We start from the raw sequence: 25650 nt of genomic DNA, 5'->3' as shown, positions 1-25650 counted from the left end.
TCAAGAGGGCGTCGGTAGGATGCTGAAACCCGTCACCGTCGCATGACGCGACGGGGTGCCACGCTATAGTGCGCCCTTGCGATGGAAGGCCGCGAGCCCCACATCCCCCGCCACCGTCCAGCGAGCCTCTCCCTTGTCGAGCCCCAGCCACGTCGCCGATACCCCCATTACCGACCGCTCGCAGCTGGTGGAGGTGATCGCCTCCGGCGAGAAGCCCCGCGCGCAGTGGCGCATCGGCACCGAGCACGAGAAGTTCGGGTTCCGCCTGGATGACCTGCGCCCGCCGACCTTCGAGGGCGAGCGCGGCATCGAAGCGCTGCTCAACGGCCTGGTCCGCTTCGGCTGGGAGCCCGTGCAGGAGAACGGCAGCACGATTGCCCTGCTGCGCGATGGCGCCTCGGTGACGCTGGAACCGGCCGGTCAGTTGGAACTGTCCGGAGCGGCGCTGGAGACCATCCACCAGACCTGCGTGGAAACCGGCACCCACCTCAATGAAGTGGCGCAGGTGGCCGGCGAACTGCAGCTGGGTTTCCTCGGCATGGGCTTCCAGCCGAAGTGGAAGCGCGATGAAATGCCGTGGATGCCCAAGGGGCGCTACAAGATCATGCGCTCGTACATGCCCAAGGTCGGTTCGCTGGGCCTGGACATGATGACCCGCACCTGCACGGTGCAGGTGAACCTGGACTACGCCACCGAAGCGGACATGGTGAAGAAGTTCCGCGTGTCGCTGGCGCTGCAGCCGATCGCCACCGCGCTGTTCGCCGATTCGCCGTTCACCGAAGGCAAGCCGAACGGCTACCTGAGCTACCGCTCGCACATCTGGACCGACACCGACGCCGACCGCACCGGCATGCTCGACTTCGTGTTCGAGGATGGTTTTGGTTACGAGCGCTATGTCGACTACCTGCTCGACGTGCCGATGTATTTCTCCTACCGCGATGGCATCTACCACGACGCCAGCGGGCAGAGCTTCCGCGATTTCATGCAGGCCAGGCTGCCGGTGCTGCCGGGTGCGCTGCCGACGCTGCGCGACTGGTCGGACCACATGACCACCGCGTTCCCGGAAGTGCGCCTGAAGAAGTACCTGGAAATGCGTGGTGCCGATGGTGGCCCGTGGAGCCGCCTGTGTGCGCTGCCGGCATTCTGGGTGGGCCTGTTGTATGACGACACCGCACTGAATGCCGCCTGGGACCTGGTGCGTGACTTCACCCTGGCCGAGCGCCATGCGCTGCGTGACGGCGTGCCGAAGCATGCGATGAACCTGCCGTTCCGCAATGGCACCGTGCGTGACCTCGCCGGCGAGGCGGTCAAGATCTCGGTGGAAGGCCTCAAGCGTCGCGCCGCACGTAATGCCGATGGCCAGGACGAGAGCAAGTTCCTGGACGTGCTGCAGGAGATCGTCGAATCCGGCCTGACCCCGGCCGAGCGCAAGCTGGCGCTGTTCCATGGCCGCTGGCACGGCGACGTCGATCCGGTGTTCCGCGAATTCGCGTACTGAGTGGATTGCGGTAGTGCCAGGCGGGGGCGCCGGCCAGCGGCCGGCACTACCAGAAAAAAACCCCGGCATTGCCGGGGTTTTTCTTTTTCGCATCTGCCCTGGATCAGGCCGCGTTCTTCATCGTCGCCATGTCGATCACGAAGCGGTAGCGCACATCGTTCTTCGCCATGCGTTCCCAGGCTTCGTTGACGTTCCTGATGTCGATCATCTCCACATCGCTGACGATGCCGTGCTCGGCACAGAAGTCCATCATTTCCTGGGTTTCGGCCATGCCGCCTATCGCCGAGCCGGTCAGGTGCTTGCGGCCGAAGATCACGCTGCCACCGGTCAACGGCGGGTCCAGTTCGGTCAGCACGCCGACCAGGCACATGGTGGCTTCGCGCTTGAGCAGGCCCATGTACGGATTGGTGTCATGGCTGACCGGGATGGTATTGAGCAGGAAGTCGAAGCTGCCGGCGTGCGCCTTCATCTGCGCCGCATCGCGCGAGACCAGCACCTCATCGGCGCCCAGGCGCTTGGCATCGGTGCCCTTTTCCGGGGTGGTGGTGATCATCACTACGTGCGCACCGAGCGCCTTGGCGAACTTCACGCCCATGTGGCCGAGGCCGCCGAGGCCGATCACGCCGACCTTCTGGCCCGGGCCGACCTTCCAATGGCGCAGCGGCGACCACGTGGTAATGCCGGCGCACAGCAGCGGTGCGGCCGCCTTCAGGTCGAGGGTGTCGGACACCTTCACCACGAAGCGCTGCTCGACCACCACGTGGTCGGAATAGCCGCCGTAGGTCGGTGCGCCGCTTTCGCGTTCACGGCCGTTGTAGGTCCAGGTCGCGCCCTCGGCGCAGTACTGCTCCAGGTCATGCTGGCAGGCGTCGCAGTGGCGGCAGGAGTCGACCATGCAACCCACGCCGGCGTGGTCGCCGACCTTGAAGCGGGTGACGTTGCTGCCGACCTCGGTGACGCGGCCGATGATCTCGTGACCCGGCACCATCGGGTAGATCGAGCCACCCCAGTCGTCGCGGGCCTGGTGCAGGTCGGAGTGGCAGATGCCGCTGTAGAGGATCTCGATGCGCACATCGTCCGGGCCGACCGCGCGGCGTTCGAACTCATAGGGGACCAGCGGGGCGGTATGGGAATGGGCGGCGTAACCACGGGCGAGGGACATGGGGAATCCTTGGCAGGGTTTATCGAAAGGCGCTTTACAATACGCCGCGTTCGCAATGGCAAGAAGCGTGGATATCGGCATGATTCATCAAGTGGAACTGCACAATCATGGCCACTGACAACCTCACCCACCTGGCCGCGTTTGCCGCGGTCGCCCGCCACCGCAGCTTCCGCCGCGCCGGTGCCGAGCTGGCGCTGTCGACCTCGGCAGTGAGCTATGCGATCCGCGCGCTGGAAGAACGGTTGGGGGTGGGCCTGTTCCATCGCACCACCCGCAGCGTGGCCCTGACTGAGGCCGGGCAGCGCCTGCTGGAGCGCCTGCAGCCGGCGCTGGGCCAGGTGCATGACGCGCTGGAAGAGATGAACCAGTTCCGTGCCGCCCCGGCCGGCCTGCTGCGCATCAACGCCACCCGCGCGGCGGTACCGACCCAGTTGGGGCCGCGACTGGCGCGCTTCCTGCACGCTCACCCCGACGTGCGGGTGGAGCTGACCGAGAACGATGGCCTGGTCGACATCGTCGCCGAGGGCTACGACGCCGGCGTGCGCCTGCACGAGTTCGTGCCCGAGGACATGGTGGCGGTGCCGATGGGGCCACCGTTGCGCGGGCTGATTGTCGGCTCGCCGGACTACCTGCGGCGACACCCGGCACCACAGCATCCGCGGGACCTGGCGGCACACGAATGCATCCGCTTCCGCTTCGCCAGCGGGCATCTCTACAAGTGGCAGTTCGAGCGTAGCGGGCAAGCGCTGGAGATCGATGTGCCGGGCCGGCTCACGTTGAGTGAGCAGGGCACCGTCGTGGGTGCAGTGCTTGATGGCATCGGCCTGGCCTACGTGCTGGAAGACACGGCGCGGCCGTATATCGAATCCGGCCAGATGGTGGCAGTGCTGGAAGACTGGAGCGAACCGTTCGCCGGCTTCGCGCTGTACTACCCGAAGCAGCGGCAGATGCCCGGTGCCCTGCGCGCGTTCGTGGATATGCTGCGCGAATGAGCTGCGATGGATGATGTGGTGCCGACCAACGGACGGCACCCACCACCCACTGTCGTCCATGCGCGGATGGGGCAACCCTACGGCACCCGCAACACCGGCGCCAACAACGCCATGCACTCACGCAGGTGCACCTCCACCGGCGCATCCTCGGCCACCACGCCGATCACGCGTTCGCGCAGCGGCTCGGCCACGGCCATCGCCAGCAGCAATCGCGCCATGCGAACAGGATCTCCCTCGCGCAGCAGCCCGCGCTGCTGCTGCCGCGCCAGCCAGTCAGCCAGCAGCGCTCGGCCGCGTTCGATGCCATTGTCCAGATAGGCCTGCAGCAGCGCATCCTTGCCGGGGAAATCGGTAGCCAGCAGCCGGAACACCTGCACCGCCTGCGCCGACAGTGCCTGCGTGCACACCGCCTGCAGGATGTCCTGCAGCAACGGCAGCACCTCGTCGGCACCGTGCGCATCGCGCTGCAGCTGCGGCGCGAAGCCGTCGGTCCATTCGCGCACCGCAAGCCCAACCAGTTCCTCGCGATTGCTGGCGTGGCGATACACCGTCTTCTTCGCCACCCCGGCTTGCGCCGCCACCGCTTCGATGGTGGTGGCCTCGTAACCCTGTGCCAGCAGCAGCTCCAGGGTGGCCTGCAGTACCGCGTGGCGGACTTCCGCCTCCGGGCGCGCAGGGCGGCCGCGGCGGCGGGTCGGCGTTGTGGACTCGGACAGGGTCGTGCTGTTCATTGTGCCCATCTTACCGCATCCGGCTAATTGAGAAACGAATAACGTTTCCGTATTGTCGGGTCTCCCAACACCGCAGGAGACCCCGATGGATACCGCTGTGAACGCACGCGCCTGGCTGGACCACCACGATCTGCTCGACCCGGCGCCGATGCACCTGGAGACCGGCATCCAGCGCCGCGAAGACGGCACCCTGCTGGTGGCGGTGCGTAGCGATCTGCACGGCTGCAAGGGCCGCATGCTGGACTGGTGGTTCACCTTCTTCGAGACCACCCAGCACATCCGCTGGTGGCATCCGGTCGATCATGTCGAGCATCGCGGCTGGGACGCGGCGTGGCAGCGCGGGCGCAGCTACCACGGTGCCAGCATCCATGCGGTGGAATCGCTGGCCGACATTCCGCCGGTGGCGGCACGCCTGAAGTTCCATGACCCGCGCACGCTGCTGGTGCCCCAGCGCCTGCAGGCGGCACAGGATGCAGGCGATGTATCGGCGGTGATTGCCGCGCGCATCGGCTTCGGCGACCACGTCCGCCTGGATGCAAACGGTGATCCCTGCGACGGGCAGATGCTGCACGTGGCGCGTGATACGCCGTTTGGCTGTGTGCTGCGCAGCCGCTTCGTGCTCGGCCTGGACAGCGCCGATCCGCACCGCGAGGCCGGCGATGCGGTCGGCCTGGGCCTGCTCAAGCACTGCTATACGGAGTTCAGTTTCCTCTCGCGCTTGCTGCCGTCGCTGTACTACGGCGAGCGTGCCAATGGCGAGGCAGTGCCATTGCCGTGGTGAGTGGTGCAACGGTCATTCGACCAGCGCGTCGTAGCCTTCAGCACTGAACTGGATCAGGCAGAAGCCGTGGCCGAACGGATCGGCCAGCACGGCGATGCGTCCCCAGCGACGCTCGCGCAAGGACTGCTCGAGCGTCGCTCCGGCTGCGACTGCACGTGCCAGCGCGGCGTCGATGTCATCCACTACCCAATCCAGGTGCAGCGGCGTCCAATGGCGCTCGTAGTCGCGCACGTCGCCGTCTTCGGTGGCGGCGCTGCCGGCGTCGTTGTGCAGCAGGTAGAGCGGCGTTGGCCCACCGAGCAGCTCCACGGCACCCGGGCCGAGACGGCGGCCGATGCGCAGGCCGAAGGCCCGGATGTAGAAGTCTTCGGCGGCGGCCAGGTCGGGGACGTCGAGGTTGACGATGAAGCTGTGGGCAGTGGCGTTCATGGCAGCGATGGGTGGCATCCGGTGGTCGCAGTCTAGTCCTGCCGCGTGCTGTGGCCGGTTCATCTCCTGCGCGGATTCGGGCAAGCTGGGCGGTCTCTATCGACAAGGACATCCATGAGCGCGCTATCCGGCATCGAACAGGCCACCGGCCAGTCCTTCCCGCCCCTGTTCAAGCAGTTGCATGCAGCGGGTCGGTTGAGTTGGGGTGCTCCCCATCCGGAATGGTCCGAGGTGGTATTCCCGACGCTGCAGGCGGATCCGCCGGTGCTGCTGTACGCCCAGGACTACGAGCCGTTGGAACACGACGAGCTGCTGGAGGCGTGGCAGGAGCTGACCGCCGAGGATCATTACAATCCCCTGCGTCCCGACCTGCAGCTCCTGCCGTTTGCGCGGACCGGCGGCGGCGACAGCTACTGCTTCTGGAGCAACGCGCCCGGCTTTGCCGAGCCCCCCGTCGTGCTGGTGTGGCATGACGATGATCGTGCCGATGTGCTGGCCGCCAACTACCAGGATTTCCTGTTCCGCAAGATGGTCGAAGCCGTTGCCGACTACCAAGCGCCATATACGCTGCTGTCGCACGGCGAGCTGGCCGGCAATCTGCAGCGCTGGTTGCAGTCCCACCAATCCTTCCTTCGCGACGACCAGTACGCGGCGTTGCAGCAGCTGTTTGCCCGCGTTGACGATATTGAAGAAGGAAACATCAGCGAAGACGACGCACAGGCCATCGTCGTTGAAGTGATCGGCTGCGAGCGGTTGGACGAGTCGTTCGCGTACGTGCGCGAGGATGCCTGAGGACATGGGTCGGAGCCCCGCCGGCGGCGGGGATCCGACCCCGTGCGTGATCAGCCTGCGGCCGGGTAATCGAGGTAGCCTGCCTCGCCGCCTCCGTAATAGGTGCTGCGGTCCGGCGTGGCCAGCGCGACGTTGCGCTGCAAGCGCTCGACCAGATCCGGGTTGGCGATGAACGGCTGGCCGAACGCGGCCAGGTCGATGATGCCCGCTTCGACCAGCTGCAGGGCGCGTTCGCGGGTCATGCCACCTGCCAGGATGACGGTGCCGCCGTAGGCCTGCTTGAACTGCCGCAGGAACACCTCGCCCAGCACCGACTGGCTCGCCTGCAGGTTGTCGTTGAGATGCACATAGGCCAGGCCGCGCTTGCCCAGCTCCTCGGCCAGGTACAGGTAGGTTGCCTCGTTGTCGGGGTAGAGCGGCATGTCGAAGGTGAGGTTGTTCGGCGCCAGGCGCACGCCGATCCGCTGCGCACCGATGCGCTGGGTCATCGCATCGACGGTCTCCAGGATCAAGCGCGCACGATTGGGCAGCGAGCCGCCATAGCGGTCCTCGCGCTGGTTGATGAGCGGGTTGAGGAACTGTTCGAACAGGTATCCGTTGGCGGCATGCAGTTCGATGCCATCGAAACCGGCGGCGATGGCGTTGTCGGCGCCGCGCGCGAAGTCGCCGACGATGCCGGGGATCTCTTCGGTGGCCAGCGCACGTGCCGGGGTGGGATCGGCGTGGCCGCGGCTGCCGTCGTCCAGATAGACGAACGAGGTGTTCTTCGGTGCGCTGGCGACCGGCCGGGTACCGGCGCTTACCGGTTGACCACCGTCGGGCTGCAGCGAGGAATGCGACATGCGGCCGACGTGCCAGAGCTGGGCGAAGATCGTGCCCTGTGCGGCATGCACCGCCTCGGTGACGAGCTTCCACCCGGCAACCTGCTCGGCCGACCAGATACCCGGCACGTCGATGTAACCCTGGCCCTGCGGCGAGACCGGGGTGCCTTCACTGATGATCAGGCCGGCGCTGGCGCGCTGCCGGTAGTACTGCGCGGTGAGTTCATTGGCCACCGCGCCGGGGTTGCGGGCGCGGGTCATCGGGGCCATCACGATGCGGTTGCGCAGGGCGATGCCTGCCAGATCGAAGGGGCGGAACAGGGCGGCGGTCATGTCGGTCATCTTGGTGCGGGGAGGAGGCGCCAGCGGCGCGATGCACACAGAATGGAGTTGACATGCAGGCGCATAAAGCGCTTCGATCTCCCTAGGTGCGGGACTATTTGTCCCCAATGGAGCGCGATAGATGCTGCCGCTGGAATCATTGAATGGCCTGGTCACGTTCGTTACCACGGCCCGCTCAGGCAGCTTCACCGAGGCTGCCGACGCGCTGGGCATCTCACGCTCGGCGGTGGGCAAGGCCATCGCCCGGCTGGAAGCGCGGCTGGGCGTGCGCCTGTTCCACCGCACCACGCGGCGCATCGCGCTGACCACCGACGGCGAAGCGTACTACGCATCGTGTGCGGCGGCGCTGGAAGAAATCTCCGCCGCCGAGGCCTGCCTGGGGTCGGCCGGCCTGCCCAGCGGACGGCTGCGCATCGACATGCCATCCTCGTTCGGGCGCCTGGTGGTGCTGCCGGTGCTGCTGCGCCTGTGCCGGCAATACCCGGACCTGCAACTGACGATGACCTTCACCGATCACTTCGTCGATCCGGTCGAAGAGGGCATCGACCTGCTGATCCGCTTCGGCGGATTGCACCAGGCCGAGCATCTGGTCGCGCGCCGGCTGGGTCGCCAACGACTGGTCACCTGCGCATCGCCGGAGTACCTGCAGGCGCATGGCGTGCCGGCCTCCGTGGAGGATCTGGCGCAGCACCGCAGCGTCGTTGGTTTCCGCCACGGCCAGCCGGTGGCGTGGCGGATCGGCAGGGACGATGCCGAGGGAACGTTCATCCCGAATGCGACCCACCAGCTCAACGATGGTGACGCGGTGATCGATGCGGCCATCGCTGGGCTGGGCATCTGCCAGATGCCCGTTTCACTGGTACGCCGTCATCTGGAATCCGGGGCGCTGCAATCGGTGCTGGATGCGCACATGCAGCGGCATATCGACATCCATGCGCTGTGGCCACCGACCCGCCACCTGCGGCCCAAGGTGCGCTACGTGGTGGATGAGCTGGCGCGGTTGGCGGCTCAGGGCGTGTTTGATTGAGCGTAGGGCATCAGTAGTTGATGATCCGGGCGGACGTGTCTTCGCCTTCCTGAAGTGCTTCAAACACCTCGGCCAGAAGCGCGATCAGATCGTGCCCATGTGAGGTGACGAAGTAGGTCGCCAGGCTGTCGATGTCGCCAGCGATATCGTCTCCCCACGGTGGACGCTGGGTTCTATCCTCGAACGACCATATGACACGGGCTGGCGCAAGCTCGGCCAGCTCTCGGCGGACCCTATGTAGTTCGGCCAGCGCGGCGGCAGCATCTGATTGCTGCAGTCTGCCGGCGTATAGCTGATTCAAGAGGATTGGGAATCGACTTCCCCAGCCATTCGGCTCCAGGTTGCCGGATATGGTCGAGAAGAAGGCATAGAGAAACGCGCCACTGCCGATCTCATCGGTGATGCGCCCGAGTTGGATGCCAACACCCATTGTCTGGTTCCTGATTCTGCCGATCCTACAGCATGCCCCGATGCATTAACGGTAGAAGCGCAATTTCTGTAATTGATTGATATGAAAGGATTCAACGGCACTATTGCGGAGGCGGGAGATGCCATTTCCGTCACTTTGCCAATACGCATGTATACTATCCCCCAGTATAGTTCCGAACTGGCCCGCCATGCCGCACTCCCCCGAAGAGAAGAAGAAGGTCCTGGCCCGCGTGCGCCGCATCCGCGGCCAGTGCGATGCGCTTGACCGCGCGCTGGAAGCCGGCGCCGACTGCGGGCCGGTGCTGCAGCAGATCGCCGCCATCCGTGGCGCGGTCAACGGCCTGATGTCCGAGGTGATGGAGGCCCATCTGCGCGAGGAATTCGGCCAGCCCGCCGCCTCCGACGAACAACGCGCCGAACGCGTGCGCGACATGAGCGCGTTGATCCGCTCGTACCTGAAGTAAACGACGGCGCAACATGGCGCCGCCCATCCTGTCATTGCCTGTCTCTGGAGAGTCCACCCATGAAATCCCGTGCCGCCGTCGCCTTTGGTCCCGGCCAGCCGCTGCAGATCGTCGAGATCGACGTCGCCCCGCCGAAGAAGGGCGAAGTGCTGGTGAAGATTACCCACACCGGTGTCTGCCACACCGATGCGTTCACCCTGTCCGGTGATGACCCGGAAGGCCTGTTCCCGGTGGTGCTGGGCCATGAAGGCGCCGGCATCGTGGTGGAAGTGGGCGAGGGCGTGACCAGCGTCAAGCCGGGCGACCACGTGATTCCGCTGTATACCGCCGAGTGTGGCGAATGCCTGTTCTGCAAGAGCGGCAAGACCAACCTGTGCGTGGCCGTGCGCGCCACCCAGGGCAAGGGCGTGATGCCCGACGGCACCAGCCGCTTCAGCTACAACGGCGAGCCGCTGTACCACTACATGGGCTGCTCGACCTTCAGCGAGTACACCGTTGTGGCCGAAGTCTCGCTGGCGAAGATCAACCCGGACGCCAACCCGGAACACGTCTGCCTGCTCGGCTGTGGCGTCACCACTGGCATCGGCGCGGTGCACAACACCGCCAAGGTGCAGGAAGGCGACAGCGTGGCGGTGTTCGGCCTGGGTGGCATCGGCCTGGCGGTGATCCAGGGTGCGCGCCAGGCCAAGGCCGGCCGCATCATCGCGGTGGACACCAATCCGTCCAAGTTCGAACTGGCGCGCGAATTCGGCGCCACCGACTGCATCAACCCGAAGGACTTCGACAAGCCGATCCAGCAGGTCATCGTGGAAATGACCACCTGGGGTGTGGACCACAGCTTCGAGTGCATCGGCAACGTCAACGTGATGCGCGCGGCGCTGGAATGCGCGCATCGTGGCTGGGGCCAGAGCGTGGTGATCGGCGTGGCCGGTGCCGGGCAGGAGATCTCCACCCGCCCGTTCCAGCTGGTGACCGGGCGCAAGTGGATGGGTACCGCCTTCGGTGGCGTGAAGGGCCGCAGCCAGCTGCCGGGCATGGTCGAGGACGCGATGAAGGGCGATATCGAACTGGCGCCGTTCGTCACCCACACCATGGACCTGGACAGGATCAACGACGCCTTCGACCTCATGCATGAAGGCAAGTCGATCCGTTCGGTGGTCCATTACTGAGCCGCGTCATGGGCTGGTTCGATGCCCTGCGCCGGCCGCGTGCGGAAGACCCGCGCGCGGCCTTGGTGGCGCCGATCGAGCAGGCGTTGCGCGCGCTGGGCTGGGTCGACGGCGAGGTGGGGCCACCGCGTGCGGTGACTTCGGCCTTCGGCAGCGACGATGGCATGCCGTTCGAGCAGTGGCTTGCGCAGGTATTCCTGCCGCGCCTCTACGAGGCCCGCGCCGACGGTCAGTGGCCACCGCGCAGCGACGTGGCGGTGGCGGCGTATCGCAACCTGGACGGCCAGCCTGGCGTCGAATCGTTGCTGCGCCTGCTGGCACAGCTGGATGAACTGATCAACCAAGGCATCCACGCCGGGCGTGGATAAGCCGACCAAGGTCGGCATCTACCAGAAGCACGCGTGCGCTGACGCGCCGCGCAGGAGAGCACCATGGAACGCATTGAACACCGCGCCTGTTTCGGCGGCTGGCAGGACGTGTACCGCCATCATTCGACCACGCTGGGCTGCGACATGCAGTTCGCCGTGTACCTGCCACCGCAAGTGGAAACACAGAAGCTGCCGGTGCTGTACTGGCTGAGCGGCCTGACCTGCACCGAGCAGAATTTCATCACCAAGGCCGGTGCGCAGCGCTATGCAGCCGAGCACGGAGTAATCATCGTTGCGCCGGATACCAGCCCGCGCGGCGATGATGTGGCCGATGCCGAAGGCTACGACCTCGGCAAGGGAGCGGGGTTCTACATCAACGCCACCCGTGCGCCCTGGGCGGAGCACTACCGCATGCATGATTACGTGGCGCAGGAGCTGCCGGCGCTGATCGAGGCGAACTTCGCGGTCACCGATGCGCGCGCGATCAGTGGCCATTCGATGGGCGGCCATGGCGCGCTGCTGATCGCGCTGCGCAACCCCGGGCGCTATCGCAGCGTGTCGGCGTTTTCGCCGATCGTCGCGCCCAGCCACGTGCCGTGGGGGCAGAAGGCCTTCCATGCCTATCTGGGCGACAGTCCGGCCGACTGGGCGCAATGGGATGCCTGCGAGCTGATCGCTATGGCTGACGAGCGCCTGCCGCTGCTGGTCGACCAGGGCGAGGCGGACGAGTTCCTGCAGACCCAGCTGCAGCCGCAGCGCCTGCAGCAGGCCTGCGCGGCCGCCGGCCATCCGCTGACCCTGCGTCTGCAGCCGGGCTACGACCACAGCTACTACTTCATCGCCAGCTTCATCGGCGAGCACATCGCCCACCACGCCCGCGCCCTGCAGGGCTGAGCGCGTTCCGGTGGTGCCGGCCGCTGGCCGGCACCACCGGAACGCCCAGGGATTCCCCGGGATTGCCGGCCAGCGGCCGGCACTACCATGGTGATGCACGCGGAGTGTCGTTTTGCCGCAGTGGATCACGCCGCTGTGGCGTGCCGGAGCGCTATCGTGCGCTCAGACGGCCTTGCGGATCGGGGGGATGCATGCCGGTAGTGCTGGCGCTGCTGTATGTGCTGTGCCATGGGCTGGTGCTGGCCCTGTGGCCCGGTCCCGCCGGGGCGGGTTCCTTCGTTTTCCTGACCGGCGCCCCGCTGCTGGCTGCGGTCGCCTGCCTGTGGCGGGCCCGCCGCGACCGCGCGGCACTGGGGTGGCGCGCCACGGCGCTGGCCCTGCTGCTGTGGGCCGGCGGCATGGCGTTCAACATGATTGATGCCCTGGGCGCCGGGCGTGCCGATTTCACCCCGCGCGCAAGCCTGTTCCTTTACGTGCTTTACGGTGTGCCCCTGGTGTTCATCCTGGCCCGGGCGCGCCGGGAACGGGTCAGCATCAGCCTGATCGATGCGGCGATGGCGGCGCTGTTGGGCGTGCTGTTCTTCGTGCACGCGCAGTCGTTTGCCGCCCGCGTTGACATCGACGACCACGCGCTGGCCAACATGCAACGCATGTTCGATATCCAGAACCTGTGCATCGCCGCGTTCGCCGTGGTGCGATGGCTGGCCGGCGACGTGCCCGAACGGCGCAGGTTCTTCCGTGCACTGGCGTTGTACGCACTGGCCTATCTGCTGGTGGCCTACTACATCAACCACTACACCTCCGATGATGCGTTCGGTGCGTTCAACGACCTGCTGATCGACGTCCCTTTTCTGCTGATCGCCTGCCTGGCGCTGGACACGGCGCCGGACACAGGCACCACGGCACACCCGCGGCTGGCGAGGACGGTGCAGGCCGCCGGTCCGATCATCCTGCCGTTGCTGCTGCTGGTGGTCGGCACGCTGGTGGTCGATCATGCGCGGCCGTTGGCCGTCGCGGGCTTCGTCGTAGCCACCCTTGGTTTCGGCCTGCGCAGCGTCCTGCTGCAGACCGATCTGCTGGAGCGTCAGGCGGCGCTGGATCAACTGGCGCGGCAGGATGGCCTCACCGGCGTGGCCAATCGCCGCGAGTTCGATGCGCGGCTGACCTCCGAGTGGAATCGCGCGCGGCGCAGCGGCACCGAGCTGGGCCTGCTGCTGGTGGATATCGACCACTTCAAGGCCTTCAACGACCGGCACGGCCATCCGGCCGGTGATCGTTGCCTGCAGGCGGTGGCCGGGGTGCTGAAGGGCGTCGCAGGTCGCGGCGGTGACAGCGTTGCGCGTTATGGCGGTGAAGAATTCGCTGTCATCGTGCCTGGAAGCCCACTGTCGGGCGTGCTGGCGCTGGCCGAGCGCCTGCGCGAAGCGGTCGAAGCGCTGCCATTGCCGGAAGGCCCGGTCAGCATCAGCGTCGGCGTGGGTTACCTGCATCCGCCGGCGCTGGCCAGTGCCGATCAGTTGCTGGCAGACGCCGATGCCGGCCTGTATGCCGCCAAGCGGGCTGGCCGCAACCAGGTGGTCCTGCACGCACACGTGCTGGATGACGAGGGCAACGCGCACGGAACGATGGACTGCTGAGCGGACCAGCCCATGGCGTGCCGCCCGTCCAGGGACATCGCACTGGGTAGTGCCGGCCGGTGGCCGGCATCTCCTCGGTTGCCGGCCAGCGGCCGGCACTACCACGGCGTGGCCTCAACGCACGTCGCGCAGTTCCCAGTGGCTGCCGGCCAGCAGGCGCAGGCGCTGCTTGAACACATCGCTGTCGATGCGGGTGGTGGCCACCAGGTTGATGCGCAGATCCTTCTGTTCGCCGGTCACGGTGGCCTCCGGATCGGTCACGCCCCATTGCGGTTCCACCGCATCCGGGTCGGGTTGCTTGGCCTTCCAGCGCTCGAACAGCGCGCCGCTGCGCAGCGCGTCCTGCAGTTCCTCGGCGAAGCCGGCGGCGCCCTGCGAATGGAAGGACAGGTCAGGGTCGTTGCCGCGGGCCTTGGAGGGATCGGGCAGGCTGATGTGGTACTGCGCAGGCATGGCGTTCTCCTTGAAGTGCGGCAAGACTGGCACAACCGCAGTGGAATCGATGTGCAGATTCCGGCCGTGGCCAGCGCTCATTCGAACCGATGCGGCCCATCGGCGAAGCCTACGGTGACCGCGCCCTTGCCGACGTTGACCATGCCGGTCAGGCTCATCACCGATTCGTACACGGTCACGCCATGGGTGGCGCAGACCTCTTTCAGCTGTGCGTAGCCGGGCAGCGTGCGCAGCTCGTCCAGTTCTCCGCCGTAGCTGACGCACACCGTCGGTGTCATCAGCCCGGCACGCACGCGCTGGCCGACCACCGCGAACAGCTTCTGCACGGCATTGTCGAAGCCCTTGATCTTGGCCACCGGCCCGGTCTCGCCGCGGTAGCCGTGCAGCACCGGCTTGATGTCCAGCGCGCTGCCCAGCGCCGCACTGAGCAGGCCGACACTGCGGTCGCCCTTGTGCCGTGCGCGCGCACGCATGTAGTACAGATCACGGGTGACCATATAGCCGTGCACGTTGCCGGACAGTTCCTCCAGCCGCTCGCGGATCTGCTGCACGCTGGCGTTGCTCTCGCGCAGGCGCACGGCTTCCACCGCCGTAACCGCCTGCGCGGCGAACAGGTTCTGGGTATCGAGCACGCGCAGCGCGAACGGTGAGTTGTAGCCTGCCGCCTGGCGCACCGGCTTGTAGTCGTTGAGGATGGCGAAGCTGGCCTGCAGCGCGTTGTCATGGATCGGGCTGCGGGTCTTGGTGATGGTCATGCAGAACACGTGGTCGTAATCGATCACCAGCTGCTGCAGGAACAGGTCGCGGATCTGGTTGACGCTGAAGGGAATGGTTTCCGCCTCGGCGCCGTGTTCGGCCACGTGCGCGTGCAGGAAGCTCAGCGTGGCCTGCTCATCGCGGTGATCGGCCAGCACGGCTTCGCCGATGCGGACGGTGATCGGCAGCAGCACGATGTTGTGCTCGGCAATGAAGTCCTGCGGCAGGTCGCAGGCCGAGTCGACGACGATTCCGATGCGCATCCGCGGCTCCCCTCCAGGGCGGTTGTAGGTTCGGAAACGTGAAATCTATCTCAAATTCTGGCGTGGCGCGCGAGGGAAATGCGCCAGGCCCTGTTCAGCGACTGCGCTGCACGGCCACCGGAAGTTCGGCCAGGCGCTGCCACTCGGGCTGCTGCAGCAGGGCGGGATCGGCCAGCACGGCGGCCATCAACGGATGGGCGTCGTTGCCCCAGAACAGTTCGTCATCGATGGCCAGGGTTGGTACGCCGAACACGCCGGCAGCAATGGCGGACTCGGTGTTCCTCCGCAGCTGCTCCTTGGCCGCGGGGGCCGCGATGGCGCTGGCGACATCCTCGATCCCCAGCCGCGCAGCCGGTTCGCGCAGGGCCTCGGCGCTATCGGCGGCATTGCCGTCGCGCCAGATCCAGTCGAACAGCACGTCCACCGCCTGCACGGCGCCACCGGCGGCCAGGCACAGCCGCAGGGCAGACAACGGGTTGAACGGGTGGCCCGGCGGGAACCGCAGCGGTGTTCCTTCGGCCTGCGCAGTCCACAGCAGCTGACGGTACATGAAGCGGCGCTTGGCCGGAATCTCGGCCGGCCCGAGGTTGCCCAGGTGATGCAGCACGGCACCGAAGGCGATCGGCACGGTCTGGATCTGTGCGAACTGGGGTAGCTGCTTCAGCTTCTGCCAATGCAGGTAGGAATAGGGCGAGACGAAGTCGAAGTACCAGCGCAGGGTGGCCATGCAGGTTTCCTTGAATAACTGGAGGTCAGGGCTGCGCGTTGCGCTGCAGGTAGCGGTCGCGCAGTTCGGTCTGGCGCGAGCGCATCGGCATCGCCCGGCCGCCCAGCCAGACCTGTTCGGCATAGTGCGCCACGTCCAGCGGGTCGCCCTCCCACAGCACCAGGTCGGCACGCTTGCCCGGCTCGATGCTGCCGATCTGGTCGGCCACGCCGAACGCCTGCGCCGGCACCCGGGTCAGGCCGGCCAGGCCGTCGGCCCAGGGCAAACCGTTGGCCACGGCATTGCCGGCCAGCTGGCGCATCTTGCGGGCGTTGTGCGAGGCGTCGCCACGCTGCACGAACGAGACCGCCACGCCGGAACGTTGCAGGCGTGCCGCATTTTCCAGCGTGGCGCCGATCTGGTCGAAGCTGGCCGGCAGGTTGGACAACACATCGACGAACACCGGTACCTGTGCGGCGGCCAGCTCCGGCGCCAGCTGCCAGGCTTCGCTGCCACCGGCGATGGCGATCTTCACCTTTTCGCGGGCGGCCCAGCGCAGCAGCTGGCGAATGTCCGCCGCGCGGTCCACCTCCACCACGATGCGGCCGTGCCCGGCCAGGTAGCGGCTGAGCGTGCGGCGCCCGGCCGGCGTCAGCAGCGCGTGCGGTGAGTCCGCGGCAACCTGGCCACGCGCCTCGTCCACCATCTGCTGCAGCAGCATCCATTGCGCTGCACGCGACTGCCCGGTCAGCTCCACTGCGGCCGACCCCAGGCGCAGGAACAGCGCGCGCGGCCCGAGGGGATCGGCGCTGCCGTCCAGCCGCATCACGCCACCCTGGCCTGCAACGAAGCCGCCGCCGGTGGCCGCCCCCAGGGCGGTGAAGCCGATGCCGTCCAGGCGTGCCACCGGGATCAGCACCGAGGCCGGGTTGTACGCCAGGGTGACATCGAACTCGGGGCGCAACGGTTGTTCGCCGATCTTCAACGTGCTGTCGACCGTGCTCGCTTCACCGGAGACCTCTTCGATGCCGATCTCGGTGATGCCCCCGAACAGCGCCGGTGTCAGCGGGCGGCCATCGGCCTCGACCACGCTGGCCCCGGCCGGGGCGGACAGCCCGCTGCCGACTGCGCGGATGATCCCGCCCTGCACCAGCACATCGGCGTGCTTCAGGCTGCCGCGCGTGCTGGCCGTATGCACGGTCGCGTTGCGCACCAGCAGGTCCTGCGCCTGCGCGGATGCGGAGAGGCAGGCCAGCACCATGACCGTAGCGCCGAGCCATGCCCGGCGACGCTTGTTCAACGCGCCCATCAGTGCACCTCCTGGCCAAGCTGGAAGTCGGAACGTGGCGTGGCCGCAGGTGCGCTGCGGTCGTACAGGCGGCGGCCGTCGATGAAGACCTGCTCGGCCAGCGCGTACGAGCTGAAGGGGTTGCCGTTCCACACCACCACGTCGGCCATCTTGCCCGCCTCCAGAGTGCCGGTCTGGCCTTCGATGCCCAGCGCCTTGGCGGCGTTGGCAGTCATCCAGGTGATGGCGTGCTCGGGGGGGATCTCCGGCATGTGGGCGCGGCGCGCGGCGGCGATCACCTTGGCCGCTTCCTGGTTCAGGCGCTGGATGCCTTCGGGTGAATCGGAATGGACGATGGCGCAGCTGTTCTTCGGCCGGTCGACCAGCGCGATGTTCTCGGGAATGCCGTCGAAGGCTTCCATTTTGAAGCCCCACCAATCGGCCCAGAGTGCACCGCAGACGCCGTCGGCGGCCAGCCGGTCGGCCAGCTTGTAGGCCTCCACGCCGTGGTGGAAAGCGGCCACCTTGAAGCCGAATTCCTTGGCCAGGTCGAGCATGGTGGCCATCTCGTCGGCGCGGTAGCAATGGATATGCACGCGGATGTCGCCCTCGATCGCACCGGCCAGCGTGTCCAGCTTGAGATCGCGCTTGCCGCCAGCATCACCGGCGCTGTCGCCCTTGTCGCTGCCGAACCAGCTCCTGCGCTTGGCCGGCTTCGGTTTGTTCTTGGCGATGTAGTCGGCGGCATCGATGAAGGCGGCGCGGTAACCGGCAACGTTGCCCATCCGCGTGGCCGGAGCGACGCCCTTGCCTCCGCCGTACACCCGCTTCGGGTTCTCGCCGCAGGCCATCTTCAGTCCCCACGGCGCGCCGGGAAACTTCATCGCCTGGTAGGTGATGGCGGGGACGTTCTTCAGGGTCACACCACGACCACCGACCAGGTTGGCCGAGCCCGGCAGCACCTGCATGCTGGTCACGCCGCCGGCCAGTGCGGTGGCGAAACCCGGGTCCTGCGGCCACACCGAGTGCTCGGCCCAGACGTTGGCGGTGACCGGTGCGGTCATCTCGTTGCCGTCGCTGTGCGCACCGACACCCGGGCTGGGATACACGCCCAGGTGCGAATGCACGTCGATCAGGCCCGGAGTGACCCACTTGCCCTGTGCATCAATGCGGGTGACAGCGGCATCGGCCTGCAGCTGGCGGCCGACGGCAACGATGCGGCCGTCGCGCAGCAGCACGTCGGCGTTGTCCAGGCGCTGGCCGGTGCCGGTCAGCACGGTGGCGTTCTGGATCAGCACCGGTGCATCGGGGTGTGCCTGGTAGGTGCTGGGGTAGGGATCGGCGACGAAGCGCGAGGCGCCCACCGCCGGTGCCGTGCTCAATGAAACCAGCGCCAGTGCCACCCCGGTGCGCAACAACGTCGATGCCATGCAGTTCCCCTCGCCAGAAACATGAATCCACCGACGCTAGCCGGGGCCGGTGTGGCTTGCCAAGTGACCTTGGACAGGGGCGTGGGGGGTAGGAATTTTCTGATGGAGGATTTGTGAAGGAAATATTAACGTTGGATGAAGCAATGGGCTGATTACGTCTTGCGCTGACCTGTGTCACCAGCTTACGCACCTGCTCCAACGAGGGAGCCGGGCCCGTACCTCTCATGGAATCAAGGACGCAACCGATGACTGCTGCAAAGCTCCGCCGTTCGACCGTTTCGCGCCGTTCCTTCCTCCCCTCGCCGCTGGCGTCGGCCATTGTCGGTTCGTTGCTGGTGGCCACCGCACTGCCGGTACTGGCCCAGGACAGTGACGACGCCCTGGCCCGTTACCAGCTGCAGCGCAGCCTGCAGTCGGCGTTCGCCGCGCAAAGCGGGGTGAGCGCCTCCGCTCCCGCGATGATCGCTCCCTCGGTAGCGATTCCGGTGGCGGCGCTGGCTCCCAGCGCCGGTGCTTCCGCGGAGCCGGTCATGGGCAAGCCCGGCGACGCTGCGAGCTGGCGTACCAGTGAATTCGAACTCGACTGGGGCCTGGCTGCGATCAATGCCGACGTGGCCTATGCGCGCGGGCTGACCGGTGCGGGCATCCGCCTGGGCGTATTCGACAGTGGCACGGGTCTGGACCATCCGGAATTCGCCGGCAAGGACAACCGCAGCATCCGCATCGCCGATCTGATGGCTGACGGCACGCGCTGCACCAACACCACCGCAGTGCGTGGGCCGGCGGCCTGCTTCGCCAGTGATGGCGATGACGTCCAGATCAGCTATGTCGGGTACAACGCCAACGTGCCCGACAACATCCGCAGGATCATCGAGTCGGGCCCCTATGTGCAGCCGGGGATGCAGTTCGAGATCCATGGCACGCACGTTGCTGGCACCATCGCGGCGAACCGGGACGGAAGCGGCATGCACGGTGTGTCCTTCGGTTCGGACCTGACCGTTGGCCGGCTGTTCTCCGACAGCATCCGCGAGTGGCAGCGCACGGCGACTGGCTACTCGGTCGTGACACTGGGCGCGATCGGCCCGAAAGTCAGCGCCTTCCAGGACCTGTATGCCCAGATGAACGCGCAGGGCGTGCGTGCCATCAACCATAGCTGGGGCCTGGTCACGGAACCGACAACAGCGACGGACATGGACGCGATCTACAACGACCCGGACGACCGCCAGTACCTGAACACCTTTGCCGACGGATCGCGTGCGCGCGGGATGATCCAGGTGTGGGCGGCCGGCAATACCAGTTCGGTCATTCCGACGCCTGCGCAGAGTCCCATCGCCGGCCTCTACGCCACGCTGCCGCGCGCATTCGCCGACATCGAGCCGTACTGGTTGAGCGTGGTCAACGTCGGTACCAATCTGACCCTGAGCAATCGTTCCAACAAGTGCGGCCTGAGTGCCAACTGGTGCCTTGCCGCACCGGGTTCGGACATCGTATCGACCGCCTATGGTGATGATTCCAGCCTGGCCGGCAGCGTCGGCATCGACGCCAACGGCAACGTCAGCCTGGACATCCAGCAGCGCGTGCCTACCTATGGCTATGCGCTGCTGAGTGGAACCTCCATGGCCGCGCCCCACGTCACCGGCGCGCTGGGCCTGCTGTTTGAACGCTTCCCCTATCTGGACAGCGCTCAGGTGCGCGATGTGCTGCTGACCACGACCACCGATCTGGGCGCGCCCGGCATCGACGACATCTACGGTTGGGGCCTGGTGAACCTGGCCAAGGCCATCGAAGGTTACGGTTCGCTGCGCGTGGACACCGACGTGGTGATGAACCAGCGTGCCGGTGGCCTGAAAGTGTGGGAAGGCGATGCCTGGGACAACTGGACCAACGACATCGGCGGCCCCGGCAAGCTGACCAAGAGCGGCATCGGCTGGCTGCGCTTGAGCGGCGACAACAGCTTCAACGGTGCGCTGGTGCGCGAGGGCGTGCTCGAACTGGATGGCGTCAATACGCTCACCGGAGCGGTGGACGTGGCCGGCGGCAGCTTCCTGCTCAATGGCACGTTGAAGAACACTGCGCTGAACAGCCAGGGGGGCGCCAGCCACATCAACGCACGCGGTGTGCTGGATGGCTCCGACCTGAACGTCAACGGTGGCGTGGTCATCTTCGACGGCGTGCAGCGCGGCGCCCACACCTCGGTGGCCGCGCAGGGGACGTTCGAATTGAACGGAAGGCTGGAAAACAGCGCGTTGACCAGCCTGGGCAACAGCCGTGTGAATGCAGGCGGGTTACTCGCAGGCTCCGACCTGACCGTCAACGGTGGCGTGCTGTCGTTCAACGGCACGCAGAGCGGTGGTCACACCCTCGTTGGCCGCAACGGCACACTGAAGGGCATCGGCCAGCTGGGCGATACCACCGTGGCCGGTATCGTTGCACCGGGCAACTCGATCGGCACGCTGACCATCAACGGCGACTACGTGCAGACCGCCACCGGTGTGTACCAGGCCGAGCTGGCCCCGGGCGGGCACAGTGACCAGTTGCGCGTCACCGGTACCGCCACCCTGGGCGGCACCCTGATCGCCCTGCCGGAAGCGGGCACCTATTACCTGGGTGAGCAGTTCAACTTCATCCGTGCCGAGGGCGGAATCCGCGGCCAGTTCGCCACCACCGACTTCAGTGCGTTCTCGCCGTTCCTGAAATTCGGGCTGTCCTATGGCACCGGTGGCGCGCGCATTGAAGTCACCCGTGGCAATCCGCTCGCCAGTGCCGCCAGTACCGACAACCAGCGCGCGGTGGCCACTGTGGCCGACCGGCTGGCGGTCAACCAGGGCCTGCCGCGCCCACTGACCCTGCTGTTCCCTCAACAGGTAGGCGCTGCACTGGACGGCCTCAGCGGCGAGCTGCATGCGGCCACCGCGATGGCCCTGGTCGAGGGCAGCCGCTACGTGCGTGATGCCGCACTGTCGCGCCGCGTCGGTGTACGCGCGCCGGGAGCAGACGGCGACGCCGCCACGGGGGTCTGGGTACAGGCCATCGGTGGCAGCACCACGCTGGACGGCAATGGCAACACCGCACGCACCGAAGCCAACAGCAGCGGCCTGCTGGTAGGCGTGGACCGCGAGATCAACGGCTGGCAGGTGGGCATGCTGGCCGGTACCGGCCGTACCGATGCCAAGCAGCAGGAAGGACGCCGTGCGCGTGCCAAGGTCGACAATACGCACCTGGGGGCCTATGCCAGTCACGATTGGGGCGCCTTCGGCCTGCGGGGTGGCCTGGCCTGGAGCGAGCATGAGGTGAAGAGCACCCGCGAGCTGGCCTTCTCCGGTTACAGCGATACGCTGGCGGCACGCTATGACGGCCGCACCCGCCAGGCGTTCGTCGAGGCGAGCTACCGCTTCGGCGGCCGCGAGGCGGGGTTGGAACCTTACCTGCAGCTCGCACGTGTGGAAGTGGACATGAAGCGCGTCAACGAACGCGGCGGTGCGGCTGCACTGCAGGGTGAGGTGGACGATCTGCGTACCACCGTGGCCACGGCCGGCCTGCGTTTTGACAAGGGCCTGAAGGCTTCGTTCCAGCAGGACAGCTGGCTGCACCTGCGCGGTGGCGTCGGGTACCGCCATGCCAGCGGTGACCGCGACCCGGCGGCCCGCTTCGCCTTTGCCACCGGCAGCGACAGCTTCGTGGTCAGCGGTGCCCCGTTGGCTGACAGGACGGTGGTGGCCGAACTGGGGCTGTCGGCATGGTTGACCACACGCCAGCAGCTGGAGCTGGGCTATAGCGGCCAGTTTGGCGACGAAAGCCGTGACCACAGTGCCAACCTGCGCTGGTCGGTGCGCTTCTAAGCCACCGGTTCCCGCAGGGAAACCAGGAGGGCGGCCGCAGGGCCGCCCTTCTTCGTTGCCGGCCCAGGTGTGGGTTGGCCCGTGCACGCCTACAATGGCGGCCCCCACGCCGTACCGGACCGCCCATGAAGAGCAAGCAGGAAATCGTCGACAACTGGCTGCCGCGCTACACCGGCGTGCCGCTGGACCAGTTCGGCCAGCACATCCTGCTGACCAACTTCGGCGGCTACCTGCACACCTTTTCCGAGCTGACCGGTGCGCCGGTCATCGGCCTGGACCGGCCGATGGCCAGTGCCACCATCGATGGCATCACCATGATCAACTTCGGCATGGGCAGCCCCAATGCCGCGATCATCATGGATCTGCTGTCGGCAGTGATGCCCAAGGCGGTACTGTTCCTGGGCAAGTGCGGTGGCCTCAAGCGCAAGAACCAGCTGGGTGACCTGGTGCTGCCGATCGCAGCGATCCGCGGCGAAGGTACCTCGGGCGATTACCTGCCGCCGGAAGTCCCGGCGTTGCCGGCGTTCGCGCTGCAGCGTGCGGTGTCCACCATGATCCGCGACCGCGGCCACGACTACTGGACGGGCACTGTCTACACCACCAACCGCCGGGTGTGGGAACACGACGAGGGCTTCAAGGAGCGGCTGCGGGCGATGCGCTGCATGGCCATCGACATGGAAACGGCCACGGTATTCGCCGCCGGCTTTGCCAACCACATCCCCAGTGGCGCGCTGCTGCTGGTGTCGGACCAGCCGATGATACCCGACGGGGTCAAGACCGAGGCTTCCGATGCCAAGGTCAGCTCCCAGTTCGTGGAAAATCATATCCAGATCGGTATCGAGGCGCTTAAGCTTATCCGGCGCAACGGCAAGTCGGTCCGCCACCTGCGCTTCGATGAATGATGATGATGGCCTGGCGCGGCGCGCCGGCCCTGGGGAGTAGGTGATGGACGTTGCCGCGCAAGTGGTGGATTTCTGGAAAGAAGCGGGCCCTGCGAAGTGGTTCGCCCGCGACGATGCGTTCGACGCGCAGTTCCGCCAGTTGTTCCTGGATGAGCATTTCGCCGCCGCTTCGCGTGGGCGTGAACACTGGCTGGGCAGTGCCGAGGGCGCACTGGCGCTGATGCTGCTGCTGGACCAGTTCCCGCGCAACTGCTTCCGCGGTACTGCCCATTCCTATGCCACCGATGGCCTGGCCCGGCACTACGCCATGCGCGCCATCGAGGAAGGCCTGGACCTGCAGCTGGTGCCGAAGCTGCGCGCCTTCATCTACCTGCCGTTCGAGCACTCCGAGGACCCGTTGGACCAGGACCGTTCGGTGGCGATGTTCGATGTGCTGGGCGACAAGGAATACCTGCAGTACGCCGAGCTGCACCGCGACATCATCCGTCGCTTCGGGCGCTTTCCGCACCGCAATGCCGTGCTGGGCCGCATCCCCACCCCGGAAGAACTGGATTACCTGGCCGAAGGCGGTTTCGCCGGCTGAAAAAAGGGGACGGAGGGGATTAAGTCGTTTGTGGCATAAACGACTTAATCCCCTCCGTCCCCTTTTTTTGGGGGCCAGATCCGCTTTCCTCAGGAAAGGGCGCTGACCCCGCGCCGTCAATCAGTACTTCGGCACGCCGTTGTCGACATCTTCCGACCAGGCATTGATGCCGCCGGTGACGTTGAACACCTTGGTGAAGCCCAGCGCACGGAACTGTTCGGCGGCCTGCGCGCTGCGGCCACCGTGGTGGCACATGAAGGCCAGTGCGGTGTCCTTGGGCAGGGCTTCCAGCTCGGCACGGCCGTTGCCGTCGAAGGTCTTGAACGGCACGCCCACCGCAGCGATCTCGCGCTCGTCGGCCGGGCGCACGTCCACCAGGGTGATGTTGCCGGCACGCACCAGGTCGTCGGCATCGCGCACGCTGATTTCCTGCACCGGCTTGGGCGCATTCGGGTTGTCGATGGCCAGGCCCTTGCCGCGGATGTCGTCCACCCAGTCGATGGTGATGCCGTTGGCGCGACGCGCGCTGGCCAGGTCGAACTGCACGCGCAGGCCGTTGGACTCGGCGGCGATGGCGCTTTCGTCGTGGGGGGCCAGCTGGAAGTTGGGCTGGAAGCGGGCGTCGATGGTCAGCTGCAGGGCCGCGCCCGGGGCATCGGCCAGCGCGCCCTTGAGCATTTCCACGGCCGCCGGCGTGACGGTGATGCTCGGCGGGGTACGGTCCGGTGCCGGCAGCCCCAGCACGCTGCTCAGCTCGCCGCTGGCGGCCATCTGCAGCACGATGTCGCTGCCGCCGACCAGTTCGCCGTCGATGTACAGCTGCGGAATGGTCGGCCAGTCGCCATAGGCCTTGATGCCTTCACGGATTTCCTGGTCGGCCAGCACGTTGACGTGGGCGAACTCAACGCCCAGGTCCTGCAGGGCGCCGACGGCCTTGGCCGAGAAACCACACTGCGGCATCGACGGCTGGCCCTTCATGAACAGCACGACGCGGTTGGCGTTGAGGATGGATTCGATGCGCGAACGCAGGGCGGGATCGAGGGACATGGACGTCGGGGTTCCGGGAATTCGAATCATCAATTCTACCCCTCATGGCATCATGGGGGATGAGCAACGCAGGAACATTGCATCGCATCCCGACCCGGCCCTGGCGCTGGCTGCCCTGGCTGGTGGCGTCGCAGCTGGCCGTGATCCTGGTCTGGTCGCTGGCGGGCTGGCGGTGGGGCCTGCCGCTGATGGTGACCAGCCACGCGCTCTTTCTGGTGCCGGTGTTCCTGCCCAACTGCCACTTCTACGCACCGGTGCTGAGCCGGGTACCGGAGGCCGGCAACAGCGTCTGGTTGACCATCGATGACGGTCCCGGCCCGGAGACCCGGGCCGTGCTCGATCTGCTGGATCGCCACCAGGCACGTGCCACGTTCTTCCTGGTCGGCGAGCGGGCGCTGGCGCAGCCGGAGCTGGTGCAGGAGATCCTGCGCCGGGGCCACGACCTGGGCAACCACAGCCACAGTCATCCACAGGCGCGCTTCTGGCGGCTGGGCCCGGCAGCGATGCGTGCCGAGATCGAGGGCTGCCAGCATGCGCTGCAGGCGGTGGGCGGTCGCCCGGTGCGCTGGTACCGCTCGGTGGTGGGCATGACCAATCCGTTCGTGGCGCCGGTGTTGAAGGCGCTGGGACTGGTGCGCGTGGGCTGGAGCGCCCGTGGCTACGACGGTGTCGGCTGCACGCCGGAGGGCGTGCTGTCGCGGCTGCTGCCGGACCTGCGCCCGGGCGCCATCGTGCTGCTGCATGAGGGGGCCGCCCACGGCCACAACCTGGCGATCATCGAACGCGTGCTGCAGGCGCTGGACGAGCGGGGGCTGAAGGCGCGGCTGCCGGTTCCGTAACGCCGGGC

25 protein-coding genes are annotated in these 25650 nt (G+C 66.8%); 14 read left to right on the top strand and 11 right to left on the bottom strand.

Annotation, left to right across the window (positions count from 1 at the left end; all coding sequences use genetic code 11):
* The first annotated feature begins 133 nt into the window (after window positions 1-133).
* Window positions 134-1498: a glutamate--cysteine ligase gene (locus tag AC5P9W_RS00670; protein WP_021203943.1), complete on the top strand. Its 1365-nt coding sequence runs from the start codon at window positions 134-136 to the stop codon at window positions 1496-1498.
* 103 nt (window positions 1499-1601) lie between these two features.
* Here the strand turns inward: AC5P9W_RS00670 and AC5P9W_RS00665 are convergent, their stop codons facing one another.
* Window positions 1602-2660 carry an NAD(P)-dependent alcohol dehydrogenase gene (locus AC5P9W_RS00665; RefSeq protein WP_495218635.1) on the bottom strand — a complete coding sequence of 353 codons (1059 nt, stop codon included), beginning with the start codon at window positions 2658-2660 and terminating at the stop codon, window positions 1602-1604.
* Between the two features lie 107 nt (window positions 2661-2767).
* Between AC5P9W_RS00665 and AC5P9W_RS00660 the strand changes: the two genes are divergently transcribed.
* Entirely contained in the window at window positions 2768-3652 is an 885-nt protein-coding gene (locus AC5P9W_RS00660; protein WP_019336462.1) for a LysR family transcriptional regulator, read from the top strand.
* 77 nt (window positions 3653-3729) lie between these two features.
* Here the strand turns inward: AC5P9W_RS00660 and AC5P9W_RS00655 are convergent, their stop codons facing one another.
* Window positions 3730-4392, bottom strand: a complete 663-nt coding sequence (locus AC5P9W_RS00655; RefSeq protein ID WP_495218632.1) for a TetR/AcrR family transcriptional regulator — start codon at window positions 4390-4392, stop codon at window positions 3730-3732.
* A 76-nt stretch (window positions 4393-4468) separates the two neighbouring features.
* Here AC5P9W_RS00655 and AC5P9W_RS00650 point away from each other — a divergent pair, with 76 nt between their 5' ends.
* The gene (locus AC5P9W_RS00650; RefSeq protein WP_021203939.1) at window positions 4469-5164 is read left to right on the top strand and encodes a DAPG hydrolase family protein; all 696 of its coding nucleotides are present in this window, start codon (window positions 4469-4471) and stop codon (window positions 5162-5164) included.
* 12 nt (window positions 5165-5176) lie between these two features.
* Here AC5P9W_RS00650 and AC5P9W_RS00645 read toward each other — a convergent pair whose 3' ends face one another.
* On the bottom strand, window positions 5177-5593 hold the full coding sequence (locus AC5P9W_RS00645; RefSeq protein WP_134731668.1) for a VOC family protein: 417 nt from the start codon (window positions 5591-5593) through the stop codon (window positions 5177-5179).
* A 114-nt stretch (window positions 5594-5707) separates the two neighbouring features.
* Here AC5P9W_RS00645 and AC5P9W_RS00640 point away from each other — a divergent pair, with 114 nt between their 5' ends.
* A complete protein-coding gene (locus AC5P9W_RS00640; RefSeq protein WP_134731670.1) occupies window positions 5708-6385 on the top strand; it encodes an SMI1/KNR4 family protein in 678 nt (225 codons plus the stop codon).
* Window positions 6386-6435: 50 nt separating this feature from the next.
* Here the strand turns inward: AC5P9W_RS00640 and AC5P9W_RS00635 are convergent, their stop codons facing one another.
* Window positions 6436-7539: an alkene reductase gene (locus AC5P9W_RS00635; protein WP_134731672.1), complete on the bottom strand. Its 1104-nt coding sequence runs from the start codon at window positions 7537-7539 to the stop codon at window positions 6436-6438.
* 130 nt (window positions 7540-7669) lie between these two features.
* On the opposite strand from AC5P9W_RS00635, the gene AC5P9W_RS00630 reads away from it, so the two are divergent.
* Window positions 7670-8575 (top strand): LysR family transcriptional regulator, encoded by a 906-nt coding sequence (locus AC5P9W_RS00630; protein WP_206621951.1) that lies wholly within the window; start codon window positions 7670-7672, stop codon window positions 8573-8575.
* Between the two features lie 10 nt (window positions 8576-8585).
* On the opposite strand, the gene AC5P9W_RS00625 is transcribed toward AC5P9W_RS00630, so the two are convergent.
* Entirely contained in the window at window positions 8586-9005 is a 420-nt protein-coding gene (locus AC5P9W_RS00625; protein WP_206621952.1) for an Imm70 family immunity protein, read from the bottom strand.
* A gap of 187 nt (window positions 9006-9192) precedes the next feature.
* On the opposite strand from AC5P9W_RS00625, the gene frmR reads away from it, so the two are divergent.
* The 5 genes from frmR to AC5P9W_RS00600 all read left to right on the top strand — a co-directional run bounded on the left by frmR (window position 9193) and on the right by AC5P9W_RS00600 (window position 13536).
* On the top strand, window positions 9193-9468 hold the full coding sequence (gene frmR / locus AC5P9W_RS00620; RefSeq protein WP_005411009.1) for a formaldehyde-responsive transcriptional repressor FrmR: 276 nt from the start codon (window positions 9193-9195) through the stop codon (window positions 9466-9468).
* A 59-nt stretch (window positions 9469-9527) separates the two neighbouring features.
* The gene (locus AC5P9W_RS00615; protein ID WP_019662086.1) at window positions 9528-10637 is read left to right on the top strand and encodes an S-(hydroxymethyl)glutathione dehydrogenase/class III alcohol dehydrogenase; all 1110 of its coding nucleotides are present in this window, start codon (window positions 9528-9530) and stop codon (window positions 10635-10637) included.
* Window positions 10638-10645: 8 nt separating this feature from the next.
* Window positions 10646-11005 (top strand): YqcC family protein, encoded by a 360-nt coding sequence (locus AC5P9W_RS00610; protein WP_021203933.1) that lies wholly within the window; start codon window positions 10646-10648, stop codon window positions 11003-11005.
* Between the two features lie 63 nt (window positions 11006-11068).
* Window positions 11069-11899 (top strand): S-formylglutathione hydrolase, encoded by an 831-nt coding sequence (gene fghA / locus AC5P9W_RS00605; RefSeq protein ID WP_188250328.1) that lies wholly within the window; start codon window positions 11069-11071, stop codon window positions 11897-11899.
* 191 nt (window positions 11900-12090) lie between these two features.
* Window positions 12091-13536 (top strand): GGDEF domain-containing protein, encoded by a 1446-nt coding sequence (locus AC5P9W_RS00600; RefSeq protein ID WP_329866061.1) that lies wholly within the window; start codon window positions 12091-12093, stop codon window positions 13534-13536.
* Window positions 13537-13650: 114 nt separating this feature from the next.
* Here AC5P9W_RS00600 and AC5P9W_RS00595 read toward each other — a convergent pair whose 3' ends face one another.
* The 5 genes from AC5P9W_RS00595 to AC5P9W_RS00575 all read right to left on the bottom strand — a co-directional run bounded on the left by AC5P9W_RS00595 (window position 13651) and on the right by AC5P9W_RS00575 (window position 18432).
* Window positions 13651-13989, bottom strand: coding sequence for a hypothetical protein (locus AC5P9W_RS00595; RefSeq protein ID WP_111104260.1), 339 nt, complete (start codon window positions 13987-13989; stop codon window positions 13651-13653).
* Between the two features lie 77 nt (window positions 13990-14066).
* Window positions 14067-15008: a DegV family protein gene (locus AC5P9W_RS00590; RefSeq protein ID WP_021203930.1), complete on the bottom strand. Its 942-nt coding sequence runs from the start codon at window positions 15006-15008 to the stop codon at window positions 14067-14069.
* A gap of 94 nt (window positions 15009-15102) precedes the next feature.
* Window positions 15103-15735 (bottom strand): 2-hydroxychromene-2-carboxylate isomerase, encoded by a 633-nt coding sequence (locus AC5P9W_RS00585; RefSeq protein ID WP_021203929.1) that lies wholly within the window; start codon window positions 15733-15735, stop codon window positions 15103-15105.
* A gap of 25 nt (window positions 15736-15760) precedes the next feature.
* Window positions 15761-17023, bottom strand: a complete 1263-nt coding sequence (locus AC5P9W_RS00580; RefSeq protein WP_021203928.1) for an amidohydrolase family protein — start codon at window positions 17021-17023, stop codon at window positions 15761-15763.
* Window positions 17023-18432 (bottom strand): amidohydrolase, encoded by a 1410-nt coding sequence (locus tag AC5P9W_RS00575; RefSeq protein WP_207050125.1) that lies wholly within the window; start codon window positions 18430-18432, stop codon window positions 17023-17025. Before AC5P9W_RS00575 ends, AC5P9W_RS00580 begins: the two co-directional genes overlap by 1 nt.
* Before the next feature lie 245 nt (window positions 18433-18677).
* Here AC5P9W_RS00575 and AC5P9W_RS00570 point away from each other — a divergent pair, with 245 nt between their 5' ends.
* The 3 genes from AC5P9W_RS00570 (at window position 18678) to AC5P9W_RS00560 (ending at window position 23756) form a co-directional block, all read left to right on the top strand.
* A complete protein-coding gene (locus AC5P9W_RS00570) occupies window positions 18678-22271 on the top strand; it encodes an autotransporter domain-containing protein (protein ID WP_197575532.1) in 3594 nt (1197 codons plus the stop codon).
* Window positions 22272-22396: 125 nt separating this feature from the next.
* The gene (locus AC5P9W_RS00565) at window positions 22397-23173 is read left to right on the top strand and encodes an AMP nucleosidase (protein WP_058983588.1); all 777 of its coding nucleotides are present in this window, start codon (window positions 22397-22399) and stop codon (window positions 23171-23173) included.
* A gap of 43 nt (window positions 23174-23216) precedes the next feature.
* Window positions 23217-23756, top strand: coding sequence for a DUF924 family protein (locus AC5P9W_RS00560; RefSeq protein ID WP_019662077.1), 540 nt, complete (start codon window positions 23217-23219; stop codon window positions 23754-23756).
* A gap of 120 nt (window positions 23757-23876) precedes the next feature.
* Here AC5P9W_RS00560 and grxD read toward each other — a convergent pair whose 3' ends face one another.
* Window positions 23877-24803: a Grx4 family monothiol glutaredoxin gene (gene grxD / locus AC5P9W_RS00555; RefSeq protein WP_026347276.1), complete on the bottom strand. Its 927-nt coding sequence runs from the start codon at window positions 24801-24803 to the stop codon at window positions 23877-23879.
* 59 nt (window positions 24804-24862) lie between these two features.
* Between grxD and AC5P9W_RS00550 the strand changes: the two genes are divergently transcribed.
* Window positions 24863-25642 carry a polysaccharide deacetylase family protein gene (locus AC5P9W_RS00550; RefSeq protein ID WP_019662075.1) on the top strand — a complete coding sequence of 260 codons (780 nt, stop codon included), beginning with the start codon at window positions 24863-24865 and terminating at the stop codon, window positions 25640-25642.
* Window positions 25643-25650 lie beyond the last annotated feature (8 nt).

It is taken from the genome of Stenotrophomonas sp. YJH_SMC_33 (genome assembly GCF_059372295.1).
Note: the sequence above shows the minus strand (reverse complement) of the source record. Positions and strands in the feature narration are given on the sequence as shown.